The sequence below is a fragment of the Agrobacterium sp. 719_389 genome, assembly GCF_900188475.1.
Lineage (GTDB): Bacteria > Pseudomonadota > Alphaproteobacteria > Rhizobiales > Rhizobiaceae > Agrobacterium > Agrobacterium radiobacter.
The window spans coordinates 253,207-276,977 of sequence record NZ_FYEM01000008.1 but is presented as its reverse complement, the minus strand read 5'-3'; the positions used below and the strand labels follow the sequence as shown (position 1 = coordinate 276,977).

General features: G+C 60.3%; 24 protein-coding genes. 13 read left to right on the top strand and 11 right to left on the bottom strand.

Annotated features, from left to right (window positions below):
- Nucleotides 1-8: 8 nt before the first annotated feature.
- Nucleotides 9-791, bottom strand: coding sequence for a phosphoadenylyl-sulfate reductase (locus CFB10_RS16700; RefSeq protein ID WP_020009568.1), 783 nt, complete (start codon nt 789-791; stop codon nt 9-11).
- Between the two features lie 204 nt (nt 792-995).
- Between CFB10_RS16700 and CFB10_RS16695 the strand changes: the two genes are divergently transcribed.
- The 5 genes from CFB10_RS16695 (at nt 996) to CFB10_RS16675 (ending at nt 5,811) form a co-directional block, all read left to right on the top strand.
- The gene (locus tag CFB10_RS16695) at nt 996-1,436 is read left to right on the top strand and encodes an Rrf2 family transcriptional regulator (protein WP_020009569.1); all 441 of its coding nucleotides are present in this window, start codon (nt 996-998) and stop codon (nt 1,434-1,436) included.
- Nucleotides 1,437-1,815: 379 nt separating this feature from the next.
- A complete protein-coding gene (locus CFB10_RS16690) occupies nt 1,816-2,841 on the top strand; it encodes a sulfate ABC transporter substrate-binding protein (RefSeq protein ID WP_020009570.1) in 1,026 nt (341 codons plus the stop codon).
- Between the two features lie 195 nt (nt 2,842-3,036).
- Complete coding sequence (gene cysT / locus CFB10_RS16685; RefSeq protein ID WP_020009571.1) at nt 3,037-3,894, top strand: sulfate ABC transporter permease subunit CysT; 858 nt, start codon at nt 3,037-3,039, stop codon at nt 3,892-3,894.
- On the top strand, nt 3,887-4,759 hold the full coding sequence (gene cysW, locus CFB10_RS16680) for a sulfate ABC transporter permease subunit CysW (protein WP_026363481.1): 873 nt from the start codon (nt 3,887-3,889) through the stop codon (nt 4,757-4,759). The genes cysT and cysW overlap by 8 nt, the downstream gene beginning before the upstream one ends.
- 11 nt (nt 4,760-4,770) lie before the next feature.
- The gene (locus tag CFB10_RS16675; protein ID WP_026363482.1) at nt 4,771-5,811 is read left to right on the top strand and encodes a sulfate/molybdate ABC transporter ATP-binding protein; all 1,041 of its coding nucleotides are present in this window, start codon (nt 4,771-4,773) and stop codon (nt 5,809-5,811) included.
- Nucleotides 5,812-6,551: 740 nt separating this feature from the next.
- On the opposite strand, the gene CFB10_RS16660 is transcribed toward CFB10_RS16675, so the two are convergent.
- The 3 genes from CFB10_RS16660 to CFB10_RS16650 all read right to left on the bottom strand — a co-directional run bounded on the left by CFB10_RS16660 (nt 6,552) and on the right by CFB10_RS16650 (nt 9,861).
- Entirely contained in the window at nt 6,552-7,565 is a 1,014-nt protein-coding gene (locus CFB10_RS16660) for an NAD(P)H-quinone oxidoreductase (RefSeq protein ID WP_020009574.1), read from the bottom strand.
- Nucleotides 7,566-7,653: 88 nt separating this feature from the next.
- Nucleotides 7,654-9,456, bottom strand: a complete 1,803-nt coding sequence (locus CFB10_RS16655) for a GGDEF domain-containing protein (protein WP_020009575.1) — start codon at nt 9,454-9,456, stop codon at nt 7,654-7,656.
- Nucleotides 9,457-9,624: 168 nt separating this feature from the next.
- Nucleotides 9,625-9,861, bottom strand: coding sequence for a type II toxin-antitoxin system ParD family antitoxin (locus tag CFB10_RS16650; RefSeq protein ID WP_026363483.1), 237 nt, complete (start codon nt 9,859-9,861; stop codon nt 9,625-9,627).
- A gap of 369 nt (nt 9,862-10,230) precedes the next feature.
- On the opposite strand from CFB10_RS16650, the gene betI reads away from it, so the two are divergent.
- From betI to betA, 3 genes are all read left to right on the top strand, one after another.
- Nucleotides 10,231-10,866, top strand: a complete 636-nt coding sequence (gene betI, locus CFB10_RS16645) for a transcriptional regulator BetI (protein WP_020009577.1) — start codon at nt 10,231-10,233, stop codon at nt 10,864-10,866.
- Entirely contained in the window at nt 10,863-12,344 is a 1,482-nt protein-coding gene (betB, locus tag CFB10_RS16640) for a betaine-aldehyde dehydrogenase (RefSeq protein WP_020009578.1), read from the top strand. The genes betI and betB overlap by 4 nt, the downstream gene beginning before the upstream one ends.
- A gap of 228 nt (nt 12,345-12,572) precedes the next feature.
- On the top strand, nt 12,573-14,222 hold the full coding sequence (gene betA, locus CFB10_RS16635) for a choline dehydrogenase (RefSeq protein ID WP_020009579.1): 1,650 nt from the start codon (nt 12,573-12,575) through the stop codon (nt 14,220-14,222).
- A 3-nt stretch (nt 14,223-14,225) separates the two neighbouring features.
- Here the strand turns inward: betA and CFB10_RS16630 are convergent, their stop codons facing one another.
- Nucleotides 14,226-14,525: a type II toxin-antitoxin system RelE/ParE family toxin gene (locus tag CFB10_RS16630; protein ID WP_020009580.1), complete on the bottom strand. Its 300-nt coding sequence runs from the start codon at nt 14,523-14,525 to the stop codon at nt 14,226-14,228.
- Complete coding sequence (locus CFB10_RS16625) at nt 14,522-14,794, bottom strand: YlcI/YnfO family protein (RefSeq protein WP_020009581.1); 273 nt, start codon at nt 14,792-14,794, stop codon at nt 14,522-14,524. Before CFB10_RS16625 ends, CFB10_RS16630 begins: the two co-directional genes overlap by 4 nt.
- A gap of 151 nt (nt 14,795-14,945) precedes the next feature.
- Here CFB10_RS16625 and CFB10_RS16620 point away from each other — a divergent pair, with 151 nt between their 5' ends.
- Nucleotides 14,946-16,289 (top strand): chloride channel protein, encoded by a 1,344-nt coding sequence (locus CFB10_RS16620; RefSeq protein ID WP_020009582.1) that lies wholly within the window; start codon nt 14,946-14,948, stop codon nt 16,287-16,289.
- Nucleotides 16,290-16,293: 4 nt separating this feature from the next.
- Here CFB10_RS16620 and CFB10_RS16615 read toward each other — a convergent pair whose 3' ends face one another.
- On the bottom strand, nt 16,294-17,046 hold the full coding sequence (locus CFB10_RS16615) for a DUF3750 domain-containing protein (protein WP_020009583.1): 753 nt from the start codon (nt 17,044-17,046) through the stop codon (nt 16,294-16,296).
- A gap of 73 nt (nt 17,047-17,119) precedes the next feature.
- Between CFB10_RS16615 and CFB10_RS16610 the strand changes: the two genes are divergently transcribed.
- Together CFB10_RS16610 and CFB10_RS16605 are read left to right on the top strand one after the other, a co-directional pair.
- Nucleotides 17,120-18,118 carry an asparaginase gene (locus CFB10_RS16610; protein WP_020009584.1) on the top strand — a complete coding sequence of 333 codons (999 nt, stop codon included), beginning with the start codon at nt 17,120-17,122 and terminating at the stop codon, nt 18,116-18,118.
- Nucleotides 18,119-18,252: 134 nt separating this feature from the next.
- Nucleotides 18,253-18,873, top strand: a complete 621-nt coding sequence (locus tag CFB10_RS16605) for a glutathione S-transferase family protein (RefSeq protein ID WP_020009585.1) — start codon at nt 18,253-18,255, stop codon at nt 18,871-18,873.
- A gap of 92 nt (nt 18,874-18,965) precedes the next feature.
- Here CFB10_RS16605 and CFB10_RS16600 read toward each other — a convergent pair whose 3' ends face one another.
- Nucleotides 18,966-19,625 (bottom strand): glutathione S-transferase family protein, encoded by a 660-nt coding sequence (locus tag CFB10_RS16600; RefSeq protein WP_020009586.1) that lies wholly within the window; start codon nt 19,623-19,625, stop codon nt 18,966-18,968.
- Between the two features lie 82 nt (nt 19,626-19,707).
- Nucleotides 19,708-20,223, bottom strand: a complete 516-nt coding sequence (locus CFB10_RS16595) for a MarR family winged helix-turn-helix transcriptional regulator (RefSeq protein WP_020009587.1) — start codon at nt 20,221-20,223, stop codon at nt 19,708-19,710.
- A 141-nt stretch (nt 20,224-20,364) separates the two neighbouring features.
- Between CFB10_RS16595 and CFB10_RS16590 the strand changes: the two genes are divergently transcribed.
- Nucleotides 20,365-21,894: an MDR family MFS transporter gene (locus tag CFB10_RS16590; RefSeq protein ID WP_020009588.1), complete on the top strand. Its 1,530-nt coding sequence runs from the start codon at nt 20,365-20,367 to the stop codon at nt 21,892-21,894.
- Nucleotides 21,895-21,930: 36 nt separating this feature from the next.
- Here CFB10_RS16590 and CFB10_RS16585 read toward each other — a convergent pair whose 3' ends face one another.
- Both CFB10_RS16585 and CFB10_RS16580 read right to left on the bottom strand, forming a co-directional pair.
- A complete protein-coding gene (locus CFB10_RS16585; RefSeq protein ID WP_020009589.1) occupies nt 21,931-22,230 on the bottom strand; it encodes an addiction module antidote protein in 300 nt (99 codons plus the stop codon).
- 36 nt (nt 22,231-22,266) lie between these two features.
- Nucleotides 22,267-22,524: a type II toxin-antitoxin system RelE/ParE family toxin gene (locus CFB10_RS16580; protein ID WP_020009590.1), complete on the bottom strand. Its 258-nt coding sequence runs from the start codon at nt 22,522-22,524 to the stop codon at nt 22,267-22,269.
- A gap of 235 nt (nt 22,525-22,759) precedes the next feature.
- Here CFB10_RS16580 and CFB10_RS16575 point away from each other — a divergent pair, with 235 nt between their 5' ends.
- Complete coding sequence (locus CFB10_RS16575; RefSeq protein WP_026363485.1) at nt 22,760-23,770, top strand: ligase-associated DNA damage response exonuclease; 1,011 nt, start codon at nt 22,760-22,762, stop codon at nt 23,768-23,770.
- Nucleotide 23,771 lies beyond the last annotated feature (1 nt).

Below are 23,771 nucleotides of genomic sequence, written 5' to 3'. Positions count from 1 at the left end.
CTGAATGATTATCGTTGCGGGATGGCGGAAACGGCGGATGTCTGTTCCGCACCGGCGACGTGAAGACCGCATTCGCGCTTCTCGTCGTTTTCCCACCACCATCGTCCGGCGCGCTCAGGCTCGCCGGGCTTGATGGCGCGTGTACACGGCTCGCAGCCGATGGAGGGGTATCCACGCGCATGCAACGGATTGACGGGAATGTTTTCGGACGCGACATAGGCCTTGATCTGGTCGATGTCCCAGTCCGCCAGAGCATTGATCTTGATCAGATGACGCTCGGCGTCGAACTCGGCGAAGGGCGTGGTCGCACGGTTGCCCGACTGGCCGCGGCGAAGGCCGGTGATCCAGAAGGCGGCGCCATCAAGCGCCTTGCCGAGCGGGATCAGTTTTCTGACATGACAGCAGGCGTGACGCGCCTCGATGCTTTCGTAAAAGCCATTGAGACCGTATTTTGCGGCATAGGCGTCGATATCGTCCTGCTCGGGCCGGAAACGACGGATTTCAATGCCGAAACGTTCCTCGGTTTCATCGATGAGATCGACGGTTTCCTTGAACAGACGGCCGGTTTCCAGCGTCACGACATCGATCGGCAACCGGTGCGTACCGATGGCGGCGGTGATGACCTGATCCTCGATGCCGAGGCTGGTGGTGAAGACCGCACGGCCGCCGAGACCGGCGATGAAGGAAAGTCGTCCCGCAAGATCGAGCCCGGCAAGCGTGGCGTCGAGGGAAGCGGCATCGGCAGAGGCATTTGCTGAATTGATCGTCATTGTCACGTCCGGGATTTCCATGGCCGATTATTGTTGAAATCCGGCCTCTGGAACAGAAATGACAGTCTTTGTGCGCTGCACTTGAGAGCAAAAATGCCTCACGCGCGCTTGGTATGAGCAAAAGATGCCCGTTCACCTTCTTTGCAGCTTGGATTTGAATTGTGACAACTTCTGCGCTAAGCCGGAATTGCCGGGTTCCCGGGCTTGTGGTCTACTGGTTTTACGATGATTTCGCAGAAGGCAAAATATGCGCTGAGGGCGCTCCTTTCGCTGGCCAAGGCCGACGGCGGCTGTCCTGTGCAGATTTCCGATATTGCCCGCGGACAGGCCATTCCAAAAAAGTTTCTGGAACAGATACTTCTCGAAATGAAGAAGGAACGCATCGTCGAGAGCAGGCGCGGCAAGCAGGGCGGGTATCTCCTGGCGCGTCCGGCCTCGGATATCACCTTCGGCGAGGTGCTGCGCCTCATCGACGGACCGCTCGCCCCCTTGCCGTGCCTGTCGCAGACCGCCTATCGCCGCTGCGAGGATTGTGACGGCGAGAAGCAGTGCGAAATCCGCCACGTCTTTGCCCGAGTGGCCGATGCGACGCGCAATATCCTTTTCAATACGACCATTGCCGATGCCGTTGCCGGTGTCGAAGTGCCGGAGCTTTTGACGGCCTGACGCATCGGACCGCAAACTCAAAGACTGCTCAGTGGAACTGCTTCTCCTGTGTGGGCGCCTCCCCGTGAGCTTAAGTCCGCTGAACGGACAGCCCTGTGCTGATACGTCTCCCCCATCCCCTCATGCCGCTCAGACGAAAAAATCGTCTAAAACCCCATAATATTTTTCGCCATCGCGGTAAAAAATCGCCAAAAATGTGAAATGCTTTTGCATTCAGAAAAGTTTTACACGACGCTTGTTGCGCCTTTCGCTTATGCTGCGCTGTATTTGTTGCCCGGGGAAACGCTCTCGGGAAACACTTTTTCGATCGTATTCGGCCTCATTGACCAACTCTACTCAACCGGTAGAGTTAAGCCATCGCAATCAGGAGGGAATACCGATGTCCAAGCTTCTGTCCGGTTTGAGCGTTGTTGCGCTTAGCCTTTCACTGGCACTTGGCGGCGCTGGCTCGGCCGCCGCGCAGACCAAGCTGCTCAACGTGTCCTACGACCCGACCCGCGAGCTCTACAAGGATTTCAACGAAGCCTTCGCCAAGAAGTGGAAGGCCGATACCGGCGAGGACGTCACCATCCAGCAGTCGCATGGCGGTTCCGGCAAGCAGGCGCGCTCGGTTATCGACGGCCTTGAGGCCGACGTGGTGACGTTGGCGCTGCAGAGCGATATCGACGCCATCGTCCAGAACTCCGGCAAGATCAACAAGGACTGGCGCACCCGCCTGCCGCATAATTCCTCGCCTTATACCTCGACCATCGTGTTCCTGGTGCGCAAGGGAAACCCCAAAGGCATTCATAACTGGGGCGATCTGGTAAAGGGCGACGTGCAGATCGTCACGCCGAACCCGAAGACCTCGGGCGGCGCGCGCTGGAACTATCTCGCAGCCTGGGCCTGGGCCAATGAAGAATTCAAGGGCGACAAGGACAAGATCAAGGCCTATGTCGGCGAGCTCTACAAGCGCGCTCCCGTTCTCGATACCGGCGCCCGCGGCTCCACCGTAACCTTTGCACAGCGCCAGATCGGTGACGTGCTGCTGGCCTGGGAAAACGAAGCCTATCTCGCCGGCCAGGAATTCGGCGCTGACGCCTTCGATATTGTCGTGCCGCCGATCTCGATCCTTGCCGAACCGCCGGTCGCCGTGGTTGACGCCAATGTCGACGCCAAGGGCACCCGTAAGGCGGCGGAAGCCTATCTGCAATATCTCTATTCCGACGAAGGCCAGAATATCGCGGCGAAACACTTCTACCGCCCGTCCAACCCCGCCGTGGTCTCCAAGGATCTGCTGAAGCAGCTGCCCGACATCAAGCTCGTCACCATTGACGACCCGCAGTTTGGCGGTTGGGCCAAGGCGCAGCCGGAACATTTCGGTGACGGCGGCATCTTCGACCAGATTTACAAGCCCGCAAAGTAAGCGGATGATGGGGTGAAACGCGATCACCCATCCGCAGGGACAAGACAATGAGAGCCTGATCGACCGGACACCGCGCCGGTCGATCCTTTATAATAGACGCCGGGGAACACCGGCTCCCAGAGAGCATTTCCAGGAAAAGTGGACCCCGGTTTTCTCTCCGGAAATGCGCCAAAACAAAGATTATCCGGAGCCTTGATGAGCAATAATACATCCGGAAACAGGTGGAAATGGCGGCAGTCGAGCGTAATACCCGGCTTCGGCCTGACGCTTGGTTACACAGTGACCTATCTGTTTCTCATCATTCTTATTCCGCTCGGCGGCCTTATCTGGTCCACGGCGAAACTGGGTTTTTCAGATTTCATTGCGATTGCCACCGATAGCCGCACGCTGAATGCGCTGCGGGTCAGCTTCGGTACGGCGTTTCTGGCGGCGCTGGTCAACGCGGTTTTCGGCGTCATCGTCGCCTGGGTTCTGACCCGTTACCGTTTCCCCGGCCGCCGATTTGTCGATGCGATCGTTGATCTGCCCTTTGCCCTGCCGACGGCGGTTGCCGGTATCGCGCTCACCACGCTTTATGCCAATCGCGGCTGGGTCGGCTCGCTGTTCGAACCCTTCGGCATCAGAATCGCCTTTACGCCGACCGGCATCGTCATTGCGCTGATCTTCATCGGTCTGCCTTTCGTGGTCCGCACCGTGCAGCCGGTCATGGAAGAAATCGACCGGCAGGTGGAGGAGGTGGCGGCGACGCTTGGCGCCAATCGTTTCCAGACCATCACCCGCGTTCTGCTGCCGAGCCTGACACCCGCCATCCTCACGGGTTTCGCGCTCGCCTTCGCGCGCGGCGTCGGCGAATATGGTTCGGTCATCTTTATCGCCGGCAATATTCCCTACGTCTCGGAAATCGCACCGCTTCTCATCGTCATCCGGCTGGAGGAGTTCAATTATGCGGCCGCGACCGGCATCGCCACCATCATGCTGATCATCTCGTTCGCCATGCTGTTCCTCATCAATCTCATTCAGGCCTGGAGCCGCAAGAGGTACGGTTATGTCTGAGACCGCTCCCCGCACGTCCCCCCGGCCGTTCCGCGACCCCGCCAGCGAGAGCTTTCCCGCCCGGCTGGCATTGATCGCCATAGCCTTTGTGTTTCTCGCTGCATTTCTGGTCCTGCCGCTGATATCGGTCTTCTTCGAAGCCTTCCGCAAGGGTGCGGAAAGCTTCTGGGAGGCAATCGTCGAACCGGATGCGCTCTCCGCCATCCGCCTGACGCTGCTCGTCGCCGCCATTTCGGTGCCGCTCAACCTGATCTTCGGGGTGATGGCCGCCTGGGCGATCGCGAAATTCGAATTCAAGGGCAAGGCGTTCCTGATCACGCTCATCGACCTGCCGTTTTCGATCTCGCCGGTCATATCGGGACTTGTCTATGTCATCCTGTTTTCCTCGCACAGCGTGCTGGGGCCATGGCTGAAGAGTTACGGAATCGAAATCCTCTTTGCGGTGCCAGGCATCGTGCTCGCGACCATCTTCGTCACCTTTCCCTTCGTGGCTCGCGAATTGATCCCGCTGATGCAGGATCAGGGCAATGGCGATGAGGAAGCGGCGATTTCGCTCGGCGCTTCCGGCTGGCAGACCTTCTGGTATGTCACGCTGCCGAATATCAAATGGGGCCTGCTCTATGGGGTGCTGCTCTGCAACGCCCGCGCCATGGGCGAGTTCGGCGCTGTCTCCGTCGTGTCGGGCCATATTCGCGGTGAGACCAACACCATGCCGCTGCATGTGGAGATACTCTATAATGAGTACAATATCGGTGCTGCCTTTGCGGTGGCGACGCTGCTGGCCGGTCTGGCGCTCGTGACGCTCGTTCTCAAAACCATTCTCGAAATACGCTTTGGCGCGGGCAACGCAGCCGGCAAGCATTGAAAGGCATCTTCATGGAAGTGAAAGTTTCCGGCATCACCAAGCAGTTCGACCGCTTTCCGGCGCTGAACGACGTGTCGCTCGACATTCGTTCCGGCGAGCTGATCGCGCTGCTCGGGCCGTCCGGCTCCGGCAAGACGACGCTGCTGCGCCTTATCGCCGGCCTGGAGCAGCCGACCGAAGGCCACATCTTCTTTGGCGATGAGGACGCCTCGCACCGCACGGTGCAGGAACGCAATGTCGGTTTCGTCTTTCAGCATTACGCGCTGTTCCGCCACATGACGGTGGCGGAGAACATCGCCTTCGGCCTGAAGGTGCGTCCTTCCGCCAAGCGCCCGCCAAAGGCCGAAATCCGCAGGCGCGTATCCGAGCTTCTCGACATGGTGCATCTCTCCGGTCTCGAAAAGCGCTATCCCACCCAGCTTTCCGGCGGTCAGCGCCAGCGCGTGGCGCTTGCCCGCGCCGTCGCCATCGAGCCGAAGGTCCTGCTTCTTGATGAGCCTTTCGGCGCGCTCGACGCCAAGGTCCGCAAGGAACTGCGCCGCTGGCTGCGCGAATTCCACGACCGCACCGGCCACACCACCGTCTTCGTCACCCACGATCAGGAAGAGGCGCTGGAACTGGCCGACCGCGTCGTCGTCATGAGCCAGGGCAAGATCGAACAGGTGGGCACGGCGGACGATGTCTATGACACGCCCAACTCCCCCTTCGTTTTCTCCTTCATCGGCGAATCCTCCAGCCTGCCGATAACGATCCGCGACGGCCATGTGCTGTTTCAGGGAGAGAGCATCGGCATCGATGAGAGCGGCACGGGCGAGGGTGAGCTTTTTTTCCGCCCGGAAGATGTGGTGTTGACGCAGGAGAAGGACGCGCTTTACGGCAAGGTTACCACCTGTCGCCGTCTCGCCGGCACCCGCATCGCCGAAATCGACATCGCCAATAACGGCCACGAACCCTATCACCTCGAAATCGAAGTGCCGCTCAACGCCGCCGTGGCCGTGGGCGCGGAACTGCGCTTCCGTCCGACGCGGTGGAAGGTGTTCGGGAAGAAGTAGGGGAGACGTGACCGCAGTTGACGGTCGATGATTTGTCGCTCGTTAACGCGCATCACGTTTAATCTGATTCCACAGTACCCCACAGTTGAAATCATCGAGCGTGCTGGGTGTCGTTACCGCCCCTCTGTCCTGCCGGACATCTCCCCCTCAAGGGGGGAGATCGGCAAGAGGCTTTCTCGCCACTTCATCCTCGACCGTCGAGAGGTGCGAGGCCTCACCACGGAACGATCTCCCCCCTTGAGGGGGAGATGTCCGGCAGGACAGAGGGGGGTAACGACACCCAGCACACTCGATGATTTTCAACTGTGGTGAACTGTGATCTGATTCATGCGACGGGCTTCAGTTCTCCGTCATACCGGCCTCGAGCCTGTATCCAGCCAGCCCAAGTCCTTGGGCTGAAAGGAGTTCTTCTCATCGCGGGACAGCCGCCCCGGCATTCGAGGCACGGATTTCCCCAATAGTCGAAGTAATAAGCAAAAACGGAAAAGGGCCGCCGAAGCGACCCTTCCATGAGTTTGGTCCTGTTTACAGACCCGGGACTGTTTCTCAACGTTCCGAAGGCAAGATGTTTTACGCCGAGGGCTGCCCCGTCGAAAACACACCCTTTCCATTGCCTGCACCAGAGACCGAAATCTCACTAGACATTGGATCACCTCCTTCCGATACGTTGAACATAACTAGAAGGTAGTACGATTCGTCAGTAATGCAAGAGGGATTACTTCCAGGGGGCACGCCGGGCGTCACGACACCCGCATCACGATCTTGCCGATGTGATTGCTGCTTTCCATCAGCCTGTGCGCTTCCGCAACCTCGTCCAGCGTGAAGACCCGGTTGATGACAGGCGCGACCTGGCCGCTTTCGATGAGCGGCCAGACCTCTGCGATGAGGTCGTCGCGGATGGCGCGTTTTTCGTCCGCCGTGCGGGGCCGCATGGTGGAGCCGGTGACGGTGAGGCGTTTGACCATGATGGGGGTGAGGTTGACCTTTTCGGCCGTAGCACCACCGAGAAAGGCGATGATGGACAGGCAACCGTCCTTGGCGAGTGCCGCAAGGTTCTTTTCGAAATAGGCCGCGCCGATCATGTCGAGAACGACATCGACGCCCTTGCCGCCGGTTTCGGATTTAACGATTTCGGCGAAATCCTCCTCGCGGTAATTGATCGCGCGCTTGGCGCCGAGCTTAACGCAGGCCTCGCATTTTTCCGCCGAGCCCGCCGTGGCATAGACTTCTGCGCCAAAGGCTTTGGCGAGTTGGATCGCCGTTGTGCCGATACCGCTGGTGCCGCCGTGGATGAGCACGCTTTCCCCTTCGGTAAGGCCTGCCATCTGGAAGAGATTGGCCCAGACGGTGAAGAAGGTTTCCGGTAGGGCGGCCGCTTTGATCGCGTCGTAACCCCTGGGGAAGGGCAGGGCCTGCCCGGCGGGCACGGTGCAATATTCGGCATAAGCGCCGCCATTGGCAAGCGCGCAGACTTTATCACCCAATTTGAACTCATCGACGCCTTCGCCCAGCGCAACCACGTCGCCGGCGATTTCAAGGCCGAGGATGGGGCTTGCATCCCTTGGCGGCGGATAGGCGCCCTGTCGCTGCGCGACGTCGGGGCGGTTGACGCCCGCCGCCTCGACCTTCACCAGAATTTCGCCTTTTGCGGGCTTGGGCAAAGGCGCTTGTGAAAGCTGCATCACCTCCGGACCGCCATGGGAGGGAAGGTCGATGAAGCGCATATTTTCGGGCAGGGTCTTCGTGTCGGGCATGGCCAGGGGCAACTCCTCACTTGTCGGCGTCGCCTGAAGATGTAGGTCAGATGCGCCGTCGAGGGAAGGTGGCCCTTTGCCGCTGATGTCAATTTGTCTCGCCGAACACCCGAACGACGAAGCCGCTTTCATTTTCCTTCGCAGCGGCCTTCACCCCCGCGATCTCGCTGCCGATACGCTCGGGATTGGCAATGATCAGCCCCTTCGGCAGGGTGAGGACACCGATGGAGCAGCGCAGCAGCGCGAAGTCCCGCTCGTTGCCGTGGCGGTCCTGGCCCTTCATGCAGCCGGCGGCGCGGTCTTCGTCAGAATAGAGTTCGGCGACGTCATCGTGAAAATCGCTGAGCAGCCGCTCAAGGATTTCGGTCAGTTCTTCCATCGACCAGTCACGCACACCGATGAAGAAGTCGTCGCCGCCGATATGGCCGAGGAAACAATCGCCGGCAAAAAAGTAGCGGCGCATCAGAGCCGAAAACAGGGTGATGGCGTGGTCGCCGGCGTTGAAGCCGTATTTGTCATTGAAGGGTTTGAAATTATCGAAGTCGCAATAGCAGAAGAAACGCGCCTCGTCGCCATCGCTGCAGCGGTCGGCAATGAAGCCGCCAATCGCGCGGTTGCCGGGCAGCGCCGTCAGCGGGTTCTGGTCCTGCGCCATCTTCAGCTGTTTTTCGTTGATGACCTTGATGAGCGAGGCGGCGGAAACAATGCCGGCGTAACGCATGTTTTCAGTGAGGATGATGCACGCGCTGCCACCCATGCTGGCGAACATGTTCATCAGCTGGTCGGCATCCGCATCGAGGCCGACGATCGGCGCGGGATCGACGAAATGGGAAATGGTGCGCTCATAAATCTTGTTCTTGAGCAGGTCGCGGCCGAAGGGCCGATAGATATATTCCTTGAGGTGATATTCGTTGATGACGCCGCGCGGTTCGCCATTGGCGTTAAGAACCGGGAAGAACGCCTGCTGCGGATTTCTGCGGAACAGTTCGAAGACGCTGTCGACGCTGTCATGCTCGAAGACGGTGGGAAGGCGCTCTATTTCCCGGCGGATGAGAATTTCATCCAGCGTCTGGCTGCTGCGTCGCGCCACGCCGATGCGGTTGATGTGGGGAAAACTTTCAGGCAATTCGCTGGTAAAGACCGTTGGCCTGGCGATCAGCCAGCCCTGTACCAGATCGACGCCGAATTCGCGGCAGGTCAGAAATTCGGCTTCGGTTTCGATGCCTTCGGCAATGACCCTGACGCCGAGAACATGGGCGATGTTGACGATGTTGCGCACGAGGTGCTGCTTGCGCGGCAATTGGTCGACGCCGGTGATGAAATGCCGGTCGATCTTCAGGTAATCCAGCGGGAAGTCGCAGAGCAGCTTCATCTCGCCGTGACCGGCGCCGAAATCGTCGATTGCCAGCTTGAAGCCTTCCTTGCGCATGCGGGCGATCAGCGCGGTGAACTCCGGCACGCTGGTATTGTCGAAACGTTCGGAAAGCTCAAAGCAGATGGAGGAGGCCGGTATGCCCGCCCGCGCCAGATGGCCGACGAGCTTGTCCAAAATGGCGTCGCCATGCGGGATCAGCCGCACATCGAGATTGAGGAACAGGGTGGCGGAGGAAAAATCGGGCAGGGTGGAGAATTTTGCGAGAGCGCGGCTTGCCAGCATCTGCTCGAAGGCCTTCAGCTCGCCATCCGCGGCAGCTTGATCAAGAAGCGCCAGCGGATTGGAAAAACCGAGCCGATCATGGCCGCGCATCAGCGATTCATAACCGAAAATCGTGCCCGTCGTCGCCTCGACAATCGGCTGGAACGCCGTTTCGAGCACAAGCTTGGCCATGGGAAACATGTGCCCGGAGGCAAAACGCCTGATGACATCATTCTCCAGCGTGACGGCCTGCATTTTATTCTCCGCTGTTGCCGGTCCCCATGTGGCTAACGTAAGGGGAGCCTGTCTCTTTTGCGGCGAACAATCGCAGATTACAGGTCAACAAAAGCTTTCACGACTGTGAAGCTTTCATGAACGTTTTATTACAACCCCATGAGCATTTTGGGGTTGTTGCGCCGGGCCTCATGCGCGGCGGATGTGTCCGGTGTGAGCGGCGTAGAGATCCGCAACGTTCATGCGCTCCCGGTCAGCCTCGACAGGCTCTGCGGACTTGGTGTCGACGCCATGTTCGGCGGAGGCCGCCCATAGTCTCAGCGCCGCCCTGACGACCTCGCTGCCGGATGCGTAAGCGCCGCAATTCACGGCCTCGCGCATTCTTGCTGCCTGTTCCGGGGAAATCGATACTGTTACCATTGGCATGATATCACTCCCTTCTTTAAACGCTGCGATCGGTCCTTCGATGTCCGGTTTGCGGATCGGGCGCCGTCGTGGTCTAGGCGGGCGTTTTTATCGTCTTTCGTCTGGCGCCGCTTCCAGCGAAATTTGTATCATCAGCGATATTAGCACGAAACGCGTTCCATTCCCAATTCGCAGTATATCACGGTTTAGTTTTTCCCCCGTGAACCGGGCGGCAGCATGGGGTTCGCCGCGCTGGCCGATGCCTGCGAAACTATCACTGTCCGGCGGCGGAAAATATGATCCATCGCAAATCAGCGACATAAAATGGCGCGTTTTTTATTGATTGATTGATCAATCAAGAATAATTTGCCATCCGTCAAGGAGACCCCTATGCCCAAGATCGGAATGGAGCCGTTGCGCCGCAAGGCGCTTGTGGATGCGGCGCTTCGCACCATAGGCCACCATGGTTCGCTGAATGTGACAATGTCTGACATCGCCCGGGAAGCGGGCGTGTCGGCAGCGCTCGCGCATCATTATTTCGGCAGCAAGCAGCAGCTTCTTCTGGAAACCATCCGCAGCCTGCTGCGTGACTTGAGGCGCGATGCCGTGGCGGCGCTGACCCGCGCTTCCGGCCCGCGTGAAAGGCTGAGCGCCATCGTGCATGTCTCCTTCCAGAGCGACCAGTTCACGCCCGAAACGGTGGCGGCATGGCTCGCCTTTTATGTCGAGGCGCAGCGTTCGGAAGAAACCCGCCGCCTGCTGGTGCTTTATTCCCGCCGCCTGCGCTCAAACCTCATGGCGAGCCTCAACCGGCTTTGCCCGCCGGACGATGCCGCGCGTATCGCGGAAGCGGCGGCGGCTCTGATCGACGGGCTTTATATCAGGCACAGCCTGCGTTTCGCCCCGCTTGGCCTCGCCTCCGCGCCGGCGCTGGTCGAGGATTATTTCGACATGCAGCTTAAATCTTTTCCCGATGGACAGCGCCCGAAGCCGTCTATCCGCGTTCTCAAGGAGACTTCGACATGACCATCGCCACGCCGCTCAAGGCGCAGCCGAAAGCCTCGCATTTCATCGACGGGGACTATGTCGAGGATAATACCGGCACACCGTTCGAGAGCATCTTCCCGGCCACCGGCGAAGTGATCGCAAGGCTGCATGCGGCGACACCTGCCATCGTTGAGCGCGCCATCGCCTCGGCCAAACGCGCGCAGAAGGAATGGGCGGCGATGAGCCCCATGGCGCGCGGCCGCATCCTCAAACGCGCTGCCGATATCATGCGCGAGCGCAACGATGCGCTTTCCACGCTGGAGACACTGGATACGGGCAAGCCCATTCAGGAAACCATCGTCGCCGATCCAACCTCCGGTGCCGATGCTTTCGAATTTTTCGGCGGTATCGCGCCGTCCGCATTGAACGGTGATTACATCCCGCTCGGCGGTGATTTCGCCTATACCAAGCGTGTGCCCCTCGGCGTCTGCGTCGGCATCGGCGCCTGGAATTATCCGCAGCAGATCGCCTGCTGGAAGGCTGCGCCCGCGCTGGTCGCCGGCAACGCCATGGTCTTCAAGCCCTCGGAAAACACGCCGCTCGGCGCGTTGAAGATCGCCGAAATCCTCATCGAGGCCGGCCTGCCGAAGGGCCTGTTCAACGTCATTCAGGGCGATCGCGATACCGGGCCGTTGCTGGTCAACCACCCGGATGTCGCCAAGGTCTCGCTCACCGGCTCGGTTCCGACCGGCCGCAAGGTTGCCGCCGCCGCCGCCGGTCATCTGAAACACGTCACGATGGAACTCGGCGGCAAGTCGCCGCTGATCGTCTTCGACGATGCCGATATCGAAAGTGCTGTCGGCGGGGCGATGCTCGGCAATTTTTATTCCTCGGGTCAGGTCTGCTCCAATGGCACCCGCGTCTTCGTACAGAAAAAGGCGAAGGAGCGTTTCCTTGACAACCTGAAAAGCCGTACCGAGGCGATGATCCTCGGTGATCCCCTCGATTACGCCACCCATCTCGGCCCGCTGGTCTCCAAGGCCCAGCAGGAGAAGGTTCTTTCCTATATCGAGAAGGGCAAGGCGGAGGGTGCGACGCTCGTCACCGGCGGCGGCATTCCCAACAATGTCTCGGGGGAGGGCGCTTATGTGCAGCCGACCGTCTTTGCCGATGTGACTGACGGCATGACCATCGCCCGCGAGGAAATCTTCGGGCCGGTCATGTGCGTGCTGGATTTCGACGATGAGGACGAGGTTATCGCCCGCGCCAACGCCACCGAGTTCGGGCTGGCCGGCGGCGTCTTCACCGCCGATCTCGCCCGCGCCCATCGTGTGGTCGACCAACTGGAGGCGGGCACGCTGTGGATCAACACCTACAATCTCTGCCCGGTGGAAATGCCCTTCGGCGGCTCGAAACAATCCGGCTTCGGGCGGGAGAATTCGGCGGCGGCGCTGGAGCATTATAGCGAGCTGAAGACGGTTTATGTGAGCACGGGGAAGGTGGAAGCGCCTTATTGATGGGCGGTGCGTGGGGCTTCACCCCCTCTGTCCTGCCGGACATCTCCCCCTCAAGGGGGGAGATCGAGATGCGGCGAGGTCGCGCCGATCTCAACGTTTGCGAATGAAGCGGTGGTAGCGCCGCTTGCCGATCTCCCCCCTTGAGGGGGAGATGCCCGGCAGGGCAGAGGGGGGTAAACCTCACCCGCCACAGTCAATCGGAACCAACGCTCATTGGAGAGCACAATCATGCAGGCAGATTACATCATCGTCGGTTCCGGTTCCGCAGGTTCCGCCATCGCCTATCGCCTGTCGGAAGACGGCCGTTATTCGGTGATCGTCATCGAGGCGGGCGGTTCGGACTTCGGTCCGTTCATCCAGATGCCGGCGGCGCTCGCCTGGCCGATGAGCATGAAGCGCTACAATTGGGGTTATCTCTCCGAACCGGAACCCAACCTCGACAATCGCCGCATCACCGCGCCACGCGGAAAAGTCATCGGCGGCTCGTCCTCCATCAACGGCCTCGTTTACGTGCGCGGCCATGCGGAGGATTTCAATCGCTGGGAGGAGCTTGGCGCGCATGGCTGGGCCTATGCGGATGTGCTGCCTTATTTCAAGCGCATGGAGCACAGCCATGGCGGCGAGGAAGGCTGGCGCGGCACGGATGGGCCGCTGCATGTGCAGCGCGGCCCGGTCAGCAATCCGCTGTTCCACGCCTTCATTCAGGCGGGTGCGCAGGCTGGCTTTGAACTGACGGACGATTATAACGGCTCCAAGCAGGAAGGTTTCGGCCTGATGGAGCAGACCATCCATGATGGCCGCCGCTGGTCCGCCGCCAATGCCTATCTGAAGCCGGCGCTGAAGCGCGGCAATGTCACGCTGGTCAAGGGTTTCGCCCGCAAGATCGTCATCGAGAACGGCCGGGCCGTGGGTGTCGAGATCGAACGCAAGGGCGCGGTGGAAACCATCACGGCCAATCGCGAGGTCATCCTGTCTGCCTCCTCGTTCAACTCGCCGAAACTGCTGATGCTTTCGGGTATCGGCCCTGCTGCGCATCTGAAAGACATGGGCATTGAGGTGAAGGCGGATCGTCCGGGCGTTGGCGCAAATCTCCAGGACCATATGGAGTTTTATTTCCAGCAGGTCTCCACCAAGCCGGTCTCGCTTTATTCCTGGCTTCCATGGTTCTGGCAGGGGGTGGCGGGTGCGCAGTGGCTGCTGTCGAAAGGCGGGCTTGGCGCCTCCAACCAGTTCGAGGCCTGCGCCTTCCTGCGCTCCGCGCCCGGCCTGAAACAGCCTGATATCCAGTATCATTTCCTGCCCGTGGCCATTTCCTATGACGGCAAGGCCGCGGCAAAAAGCCATGGCTTTCAGGTGCATGTGGGCTACAACCTGTCGAAATCACGCGGCAATGTCACGCTTCGCTCGGCCGATCCGCATGACGACCCGGTTATCCGCTTCAACTATATGAGCCACCCGGAAGACTGGGAGAAGTTCCGCCATTGCGTGCGCCTGACGCGCGAGATTTTCAGCCAGAAAGCCTTCGACGATTTTCGCGGGCCGGAAATCCAGCCCGGCGAAAATGTGGAGACGGATGAAGAGGTCGACGCCTTTTTGCGCGAGCATCTGGAAAGCGCTTACCACCCCTGCGGCACCTGCCGCATGGGCGACAGGGACGACCCAATGGCCGTCGTCGATCCCGAGTGCCGCGTGATCGGGGTGGAGGGCTTGAGAGTGGCGGACAGCTCGATCTTCCCGCATGTGACCTATGGCAACCTCAACGGCCCGTCGATAATGACCGGCGAAAAGGCGGCGGATCACATTCTCGGCAAAACCCCGCTGCCACGCTCCAATCAGGAACCGTGGGTAAACCCGCGCGCGGCCGTCAGCGACCGGTGAGGATCAATGGTAGTCGTCCTCGCGCTGGTGGCGGGCGGCGGCAATGGTGACGGTTTTCGGGCCATCAATGCGGAACAGCACGATACAGCCGGAGGAACCGAAGGGCAGGAGGAGCTCGCGTATGAGGCTGTTTTCGGCAGATGCCTTGCGGCAACTGAAGGGAAAATCGCCGAGAATTTCCAGTCCTGCTCTTATGGCGCGGATTGCTTTCTCAGCCACATCGATGTCGTAGGCGATCAGAAAATCATAGATGCGATCAAAATCGGCCAAGGCTTCTTCGGTATAGCGAAGCTCATACGTCATTTCCGCTTCGCGGATTTCGCAGCATCAAGTTTCTTTTGCATCATCGAAAGAACATCGTCGGTGCTATAATAAATGCCGGTGCGCTCCGCTTCTTCGAGTGACGCCAGCCCGCGCGCAATGAATTCCGCCTGCGATTTACGGATTTGCACCTGCCTGCGCACGGACTCTTCAACGAAGGAAGAAAGCGTCTCGCCTTCCTTCAGCACGCTTTCAGCAGCCTCGCGAAAATCCGCCGTCACCCGCAGCGAAGGGATCGTTGCCGTTTTCATGTCTACGTCTCCGTGCGTTGCAATTGCGACGCAAAGAATGTGCCGATGGGGGCGACCTGTCAAATGCAAAACCTTGCAATCACGTCCGGGGAGGCAGATAAACGGGCATCCCGCCCGAGAAACAATACCGAAATCACAGATCTGGACCGCCATGCCCGTCGACTACAAAAAGCTGAAGATGCTCCGCCGTTCCCGTGTCGTCTGGGGTTCCTGGCGGGTGTGGAGGCCGAGGGCGGTTTTCTGGATTGGCGCGATTGCGGTCGGCCTTATCAGCGTCGGCTTTGCATGGCTTGCGGATCGGGCCCAGCACCTTTTCTTCGCGGCGACATCATCGGGTGAATGGGCGTTTCTGCTGCCGCTCATCATCACGCCGCTCGGCTTCACCCTGTGCGCATGGCTTGCGATCACGGTTTTTCCCAATGCCGGCGGTAGCGGCATTCCCCAGGCCATCGCCGCCCGGCACCTGCGGGATGATGCGGACCGTTCGCGGCTTCTGTCGCTGAAACTCGCTTTCGGTAAGGTGGTACTGACGGTTGCCGGCCTACTCTCCGGCGCTTCCATCGGCCGAGAGGGGCCGACGGCGCAGGTCGGGGCTTCGATCATGCTACAGGCGGCGCGCTGGGGCGGCATGGCGCAGGCAAAGGGTCTCATCCTCGCGGGATCGGCGGCGGGCATCGCGGCGGCGTTCAACACGCCGCTGGCCGGCATCGTCTTTGCCATCGAGGAAATGAGCAAGACCTATGAATCCCGCGCCAACGGCCTTGTGCTGACCGCCGTCATCCTGTCGGGCCTCGCCTCGCTGGCGCTGGTCGGCAGCTACACCTATTTCGGCACCAGCTCCGTCATGGCGAAAACGACGATGGACTGGCTGCTGGTGTTGATCTGCGGTGTCGGCGGCGGCGCATTTGGTGCGCTGTTCAGCGCTGCGGCCCTGCGACTGTCCGCCCGTATCAGGCGTTTTGCCCAGACCATGCCGTTGAAGCGGATGCTGGCAGTGGCGGCAGCCTGCGGCCTTGCCTCTGCGGCAATCGGAATAGCGTCTGGAGGCGCGACATTCGGAACCGGCTACGAACAGGCGCGCGCCACAATCGAGGGTGAGGCGGCACCGGCATTCTTCTTCATCGAAAAACTGGCGGCGACTTTTCTGGCAATGATGTCAGGCATCCCGGGCGGCATCTTTGCGCCCTCGCTGTCGGTGGGCGCGGGTTTCGGCAGCACCATGGCGACCTTGCTCGGCACCAGCATCGGCCTTGGCGCGATCGTCGGCATGGCGGGTTATTTTGCCGGCGTGGTGCAGGCGCCGATGACGGCCTTTGTCATCATCCTTGAAATGACCGGTAATCATGAAGGCGTCATGCCCATCATGGCTGCATCGATGCTGGGATATCTGACATCGCGGCTTTTCTCCCGCGAGCCGCTTTATCATGGCCTGTCGCGGGTCTTCATCGCCCAGAGCATCCGCGCCAGACGCGCCGCTCAGGCCAGCGAAACGTAACCGTTTAGGCGCGGATGCCCGCCACGCCGAAATAACCGAGCCCCGGTATCTTCACGCCGGGGCGGCCAAAATCGATGCCGGCGACAAGACCAAGAAAATTGACCTCAAAACCGCTGCGGGCGCCTGCCGAAATGCCTAACAATCCGCCCAGCGAAACGCTCGCATCCTTCCAGTCGTCGGCTATGTGGTAAAACGCGCCGTCCGGCAGATAATCGCGGCCGACCGCATCCGGCGGCAGCACGACGCCCAGTTCCGGCACGCTGCGCAATACATGGGCGACGAAGGTGTTGGAGTTGGGGCCGGGATAGATGCGATAGCCGCCCGGCCGGCCATAGGGGTAATCGGCAATCGCCTTTTCGATCTTCGGGATCAGCTTTTCCGCCTCCGCGCCGTGAATGGCCACCACCTGGCGCGGCATGTTGGAATACCAGTAGGCGTCCGCCGCATAACCATTGTGGCGGATCGGCGTACCCCAGCCCACCTTGTCGTAACGGTCATAGCTCGCAGCACCGGGCTTTTTCAGAACGACCCAGGCATGGCTGGCGACGGAGCCCTTGAAACCGCCGGTCATGGCGGAAAAGACGTAGACGGCGGCTTCTCTGTCGCTGGATGCCGCCGGCAGCATGCCGGAGGACGACCATCTTGCGGCGTTCCAGCCGCGCGGATGGTCCTTCATGGCCCACAGCCCTGCCGATGCCAGCGCCGGCAGCAGATAGATAGTGGCAATCGCCAGCAGCAGACGTTTTGCAAATTTCACTGATAGCCCCGTGCATCGAAAAATCAATTGCGGTATCAACGACATAAAATCAGAATTTTTTGAGGCTGAGAGAATGAACAATTCCGTTACCGTCGAAGTCACCAGGGGCAATCTCGTCGAAAGCCGCCATCAGGGTCTTGTCGTGGTGGTGGATGGCGATGGCGGCGTGCTGTTTTCGGCTGGTGATATCGAGCGCGGCATCTTCCCGCGTTCCGCCTGCAAGGCCATGCAGGCGCTGCCGCTGGTGGAAAGCGGTGCTGCGGATGCCTATGGTTTCGGTAACCGCGAACTCGCACTTGCCTGTTCGTCCCATTCCGGTGAGGACGCGCATGTGGAACTCGCCGCTTCGATGCTGGAAAAGGCGGGCAGGGATGTGGATACGCTGGAATGCGGCGCGCACTGGTCTTCGGACCAGAAAACCATCATCCATCAGGCTCGTACGCTGGAAAAGCCGACGGCGCTGCATAATAATTGCTCCGGCAAACATTCCGGTTTCATCTGCGCCTGCTGCCACACCGGCACCGATCCCAAGGGCTATGTCGGTTACGACCACCCGCTGCAGCGGGAAATCCGCGCCACGATGGCAAGCCTGACGGGTGCTGCTCTTGGCCATGACAATTGCGGCGTGGATGGCTGCTCCATCCCCACCTATGCCGTGCCGCTCAAGGGGCTGGTGCATGGTTTCGCGAAAATGGCGACGGGCAGGGGGCTGGAAGCGGGGCGTGCGACAGCGTCGCGTCGTCTCATTGAGGCCTGCATGGCGGAACCCTTTTATGTGGCGGGCACCGGCCGAGCCTGCACGAAATTGATGCAGATTGCGCCCGGCAAAATCTTTGCCAAGACCGGCGCTGAAGGCGTTTTCGTTGCCGCCCTGCCGGAAAAGGGTATCGCCATGGCGGTGAAATGCGAAGACGGTACGACACGCGCCGCCGAAGCCATGGTATCGGCATTGCTCGCCCGCTATTTCGATGAAGGCAGCGCCGAGCAGCAGGCGCTGAGCGGCATGGCGAACCGGCAGATGCGCAACTGGAACGGCATCCATGTCGGCGATGTCAGAGTCGTCGGGCTCTAAATAACCTTTGACGCGGCCGGTTGCCGGCACGATGATGACGTGCCCTTTATGTGACGGCCATCCCATGGCCGCCGCGGGTCGGCGTCCGCATGAGGAAGAAACGGGCGCTTCATTGCTTTGGAGGTTGCATATCCATGTTCACATTGTTCTTCTCCCCCGGTTCCTGTTCCCGCGCCAGCCATATCGTGCTTGAGGAATCCGGCCTGCCTTACAAGGCCCATCGCGTCAATTTCGCGGAGGGCGAGCAACGCTCCGAGGCATTTTTAAAGATCAATCCCAAGGGCCGCGTGCCGGCGCTGGCCACCGCAAGCGGCGTGCTCACGGAGACGCCCGCCATTCTCGCCTTCATCGCCCAGATGGCGCCGGAAAAGAAGCTCGCGCCGCTCGACGATCCGTTCGAATTCGCGCTGATGCAGTCCTTCAACGCCTTCATTTCTTCCACCGTGCATGTCGCCCATGCGCATGGCCGGCGCGGCAGCCGCTGGGCGAATGAGGATAGTTCGCTGGCCGATATGAAGGCGAAGGTGCCGCAGACCATGGGCGAGTGCTTCGAACTGATCGAGCACGGCATGCTGCACGGCCCATGGGTTCTTGGCACGGCCTATTCCGTTGCCGATCCCTATCTTTTTGTGATGTCCGGCTGGCTGGAAAGCGATGGCGTGGATATTGCCCGCTTCCCTAGGGTGCATGACCACTTCCGCCGCATGAACGACCGCCCGGCGGTGCAGCGGGCGCTGGCGGGTGAGAGGGGCTGAGAGGCCCCAACTCGCTCTGGTGTTGCTCCGTCATCCCCGTGACAAGCACAGGAGTGAGGGCAGAGAGACGCGCTGGCGGAGTAACCTGCCGCTCAGGCCGCCTCGGCCGCGCGGGTATCCCACATCGTCTTGAACGCCGTGCGGGTCTGGCAGCGGTCCAGCCAGGCTTTCAGCGCCGGATGGGCATCGAACAGCGGCTTGTGGCCCTGCGCGTAACGAACGATTTCCGCCGCGTTGAGATCGGCCACGGTGAAACGGCCGCCCACCAGGTATTCGTGGCTGGAAAGGTGCTGCTCCAGTACCCGGAAGGGGCGCTTCAGCAGGCGGGCGGCGACATCGATCACCGCCTTGCCGCTATCGCTTTCCGACAGGCCTTCGGCGATGGCGGAGGAAATCTTCAGCGAATTGGTCTCGATTTCGGTCGCGGCAAAGAAGGACCATTGCAGCATCGCCGCATCTTCCTTCAAATCGACGGGCGCAAGCGGTCCGCCATATTTGCGGGCGAGGTATAGATTGATGGCCATGGATTCGTAAAGCACCATGCCGTCATCCTCGATGCAGGGAATGGTGCCCATCGGGTTGACCGCCAGGAAATCCGGCGAAAGCGTGTTGAGCGGCGCATCCGCAGCCAGCGGATCGGCAAGACGGCGGGCCTGTATCACAGGCACATGCTTGAATTCTATGCCGAGTTCCCCTGCCAGCCACAATGTGCGCGTGGCGCGGGAACGGTAGACACCGTAAATCGTCAACATCGAAATTACCCCTTTAACCTGTCAGATGGCGGCACGTTACGGTCTAGCCATTTTAAAGTGAAGCTGCGGATCGCAGGGTCAACTATGATTTTTTCTGATCCGTCAGGAGGTCCGTATCCGGCGAGAGCCGGCATTCGAAGCGGTCGATGAACCGTTCGAACAGGCGGGCGAAAGTCTCCACATCCTCCGCCGGCCATCCGTCCATGACGTCCTCGATGACGCTCATCTTGGTCCGGCGCATTTCCTGCAAAAGGCTGGTGCCGAGCGGGGTGATCTCGACAATGCTGCGGCGGCCGTCTTCCTGGGAAACGCCGCGTTTCAGCAGGCCGCGCCCCACCATATCCGCCACGACCCTGCTGCCACGCGAGGGATCGATGCGCATGCCCTCGGCAATCGCGCCCACGGTAACGTCGCCTTCCGCCCGGCGCAGAATGTCAAGCACGTCGATATGCGAAAGTTCCAGACCCGGAGCGAGCTTGGCAAGCGCCATGCGGCCGATGATGCGGCGGCCGATCATGATGCGCATGCGCGTCATCGTATTGCCGATCCGCTTGATGTCCTCAGGCAGATCCTCGCTCCAGTTTTCCTCAGTCTTCACGCTTCATCGTCCCTTTCGATGCAGTTTCCCGATCACATTTAGCGGCATTAGCATAGATGTCAAAAACTTGCCATTGACATATATGTGCTGATAGCACACAAATTGCCGCAGTAAAACCGCCGAAAGCCAACGAGATTTTTCATGGATATGTCCACCGCCCCCGTGGCGCCGCTTGTGTCGGATCATCGGCGCAGGCTCATCGTCTTTCTATTCCTGATGCTGGCCATGTTCATGGCGACCCTCGATAACCAGATCGTATCGACAGCACTGCCCACCATCGTCGGTGAATTCGGCGCGCTGGAGCGTTTCGGCTGGATCGGCTCGGCCTATCTTCTGGCGACCAGCGCGGTCATGCCTGTCTACGGCAAGCTCGGCGATCTCTTCGGCCGCAAATATGTGATGATCGCTGCGGTCGTCATTTTCACGCTCGGCTCGCTTGCCTGCGGGCTGGCCTGGTCGATGGATTCGCTGATTGCGGCCCGCGTGCTGCAGGGGCTTGGCGGCGGCGGCATCATGGTGTCGATCTTTTCCGTCAATGCGGATCTGTTCGAACCGCGCGAGCGCGCCCGCTACCAGAGCTATTCCAGCCTCACCATCATGGCGTCAGGCAGTGTCGGCCCGATCCTCGGCGGCACGATGAGCGACCTGTTCGGCTGGCGGTCGATCTTCCTCATCAACCTGCCGCTCGGCATTATCGTCATTGCAGGTCTGGCGCTGATGCTGCCCTATCGCCGTCCGGCCCGCCAGCCGAAGATCGATTATCTCGGCGCGGTCCTCTTGGCGGCCACCATTGCCAGCGTGGTCTTCTGGGCAGACAGCAGCGAATTGTTCGGCTCGCTGATCGCAGGCCCCAGCCTTGGCATCATCGCTTTCGCCGTCATCGCCGCTTTCCTCTGGGTGCAGGTTGAACGCGGCGCGCCGGAGCCCGTCGTGCCGCTCAGGCTCTTCAAGGACAGCACCTTTCCGCTCTTGATGATCGTTTCGCTGACCAGCGGCGGCATCGGCATCGGCATGGTCAATTATTACGCCCTGTTCCTGCAGACCACGACCGGGCTTTCGCCTTCCCATGCCGGCCTGTTTTTCATCGCCGTCACCGGCGGCATCGTCATGGGTTCGCTTTCGGCCGGGCGGCTGATTTCGATCACCGGCGTCTACAAGCCCTTCTCGGTGGCGGGTCTCACCATCAACCTCATCGCCATGCTGCTCTTCACGCAGATGCACGCCGGAACGCCGCTTTGGGTGATTGCGGTCCTCATGTTGGCACAAGGCTTTGCTGTCGGCCTCGGCCAGCAGGCGCCGATCATCGGTGTGCAGAATTCCGCACCCAAGGCGGATATCGGGGCTGCGAGCGGCGCGGTGACGCTGACCCGCATGGGCGGCGCGGCGATCGCGATCTCGGTCTATGGCGCCATCGTATCATCGAGCCTCAGGGGCGTGGCCGTCGATATTCCCGGTGTCGGCAAGATCGAGGAGCTGACGCCGAAAATCCTCTCCGAACTTCCCGCCGCCTCACAGGCCGCCGTCGCCTCGCTTTATTCGGATGCCTTCACGCCGCTATTCTTCGCCGCAGCCGCAACCGCCGCCATCGGCCTTGCGGCGGCGCTGATGCTGAAGCCGGTGCGGCTGCCGGCAGCGATGCAGGCAAAGCCGGCGGAAGAGGCGGCGGAGTAGCATAGCGAGGTTAACCGACAGGTCGTGAACGCCGCCTCACGCGGCGTTTAATGACTTTTCAACGGCCAGCCGAAAGCCCAGCGCATGCAGGACCTTCTGCACGGTTTCATAGCGGAGCTTCGAACCGGGCCTAAGCGCTTTATAAAGGCTTTCGCGGCCGAGACCCGAAGCATCCGCAACGTGCGACATTCCGCGAGCCTTGGCCACCGCGCCAAGGGCGGCAATGAAGACGTCGGGGTTCTCGTCTTCCATGGCGATTGCCAGAAATTCGATCATGGCTTCGTCGCTATCCAGGTAGTCTGACACATCGAATTTGCTAAATTCCGTCACGGCCATCCCTTCCTATTGTCTGTGCTATCTCGATTGCGCGCTTTATGTCCCGCCTCTGGAAGACTTATCGCCGCCGACCAGAAGGAAATAAACCCTCTTGCCAACGCGAGTGAAATAGACCCGATAACCGGGACCGAAGTGGATGCGCATTTCTGAAACGCCTTCACCCACCGGCGCGCAATCGCCGAAGTTCCCATGCTCGGCTGCCGTGAGACGATGAAGAATCCGCACTTTTCCGGCACGATCTTTCAACACCTTCAGCCATTCGTCGAACTCTGCCGATTTCTGGAAACTGTTCATGACAGCATGTATCCGATTGGATACATTTCTGCAAGTGTAAATCCCATGGCTACCGTGTAAGCCGGTTATGCGCTGGCATTGCGCCTGCGAACTTCGTACCAAAACTCCATACGGCCGCGGCTCAAAGCCGAAATGACGGGGCTAAACAAAAACACCGCCACTGGAAATTTAATGCCCGTTCCGCGTTATTCTCGCAGCACTTTACATTCGCGCGGGCGGCCCTATCTCAATGAATATGAAGCCGGAACAGCTGTTGAATTCCACGCCCAAGGGCCTCTATTGCCCGGCGGGCGATTTTTATATCGATCCCGTCCGCCCGGTGGCGCGGGCGCTCATCACTCATGGCCATTCCGATCACGCCCGCGCCGGCCATGGCGCGGTGCTGGCCACGCGCCAGACGCTCGATATCATGCGCATCCGCTACGGCGAGGATTTCTGCGGCAGCGAGCAGGCGGTCGCTTTCGGTGAGAGGGTGGATGTCAATGGCGTGACGGTGGGTTTCCATCCGGCGGGCCATGTTCTCGGCTCCGCCCAGATCTCCGTGGAAATGAACGGCATGCGCATCGTTGCCTCGGGCGATTACAAGCGCGGCGTCGACCCCACCTGCGCACCCTTCGAGACGGTACCCTGCGACGTCTTCATCACAGAGGCCACCTTCGGCCTGCCGGTGTTCCACCATCCCCTGCCGCGTGTGGAAATCGGCAAGCTGCTCACCTCCATCAAACAATTTCCAGAACGCACCCATCTGGTCGGGGCCTATTCGCTGGGCAAGGCGCAGCGCGTCATCCGGCTTTTGCGGGATAATGGCTATGCCGATCCCATCTATATTCACGGCGCGCTGGCGCGGCTTTGCGATTATTATGTCTCTGAGGGTATCGATCTCGGCGATCTGCGCCCCGCGACGCTCGAAAAAAGCGATCCTTCCGCCTTCAAGGGCGCGATTGTCGTCGGTCCGCCCTCGGCGTTTCAGGAGCGCTGGGCGCGCCGTTTCAACGAGCCGCTGATTGCCTTTGCGTCCGGCTGGATGATGGTGCGGCAAAGGGCAAAGCAGGGCGGTGTGGAGCTGCCGCTGGTCATATCAGACCATTGCGACTGGCCGGAACTTCTGGAGACGATCAAGGAAATTTCTCCGCAGGCCGTCTGGGTCACCCATGGCCGTGAAGAGGCGCTGGTGCGCTGGTGCGAATTGCAGGGCATTGCCGCCAAGCCGCTGCATCTTGTCGGTTACGAGGATGAGGGGGATTGAG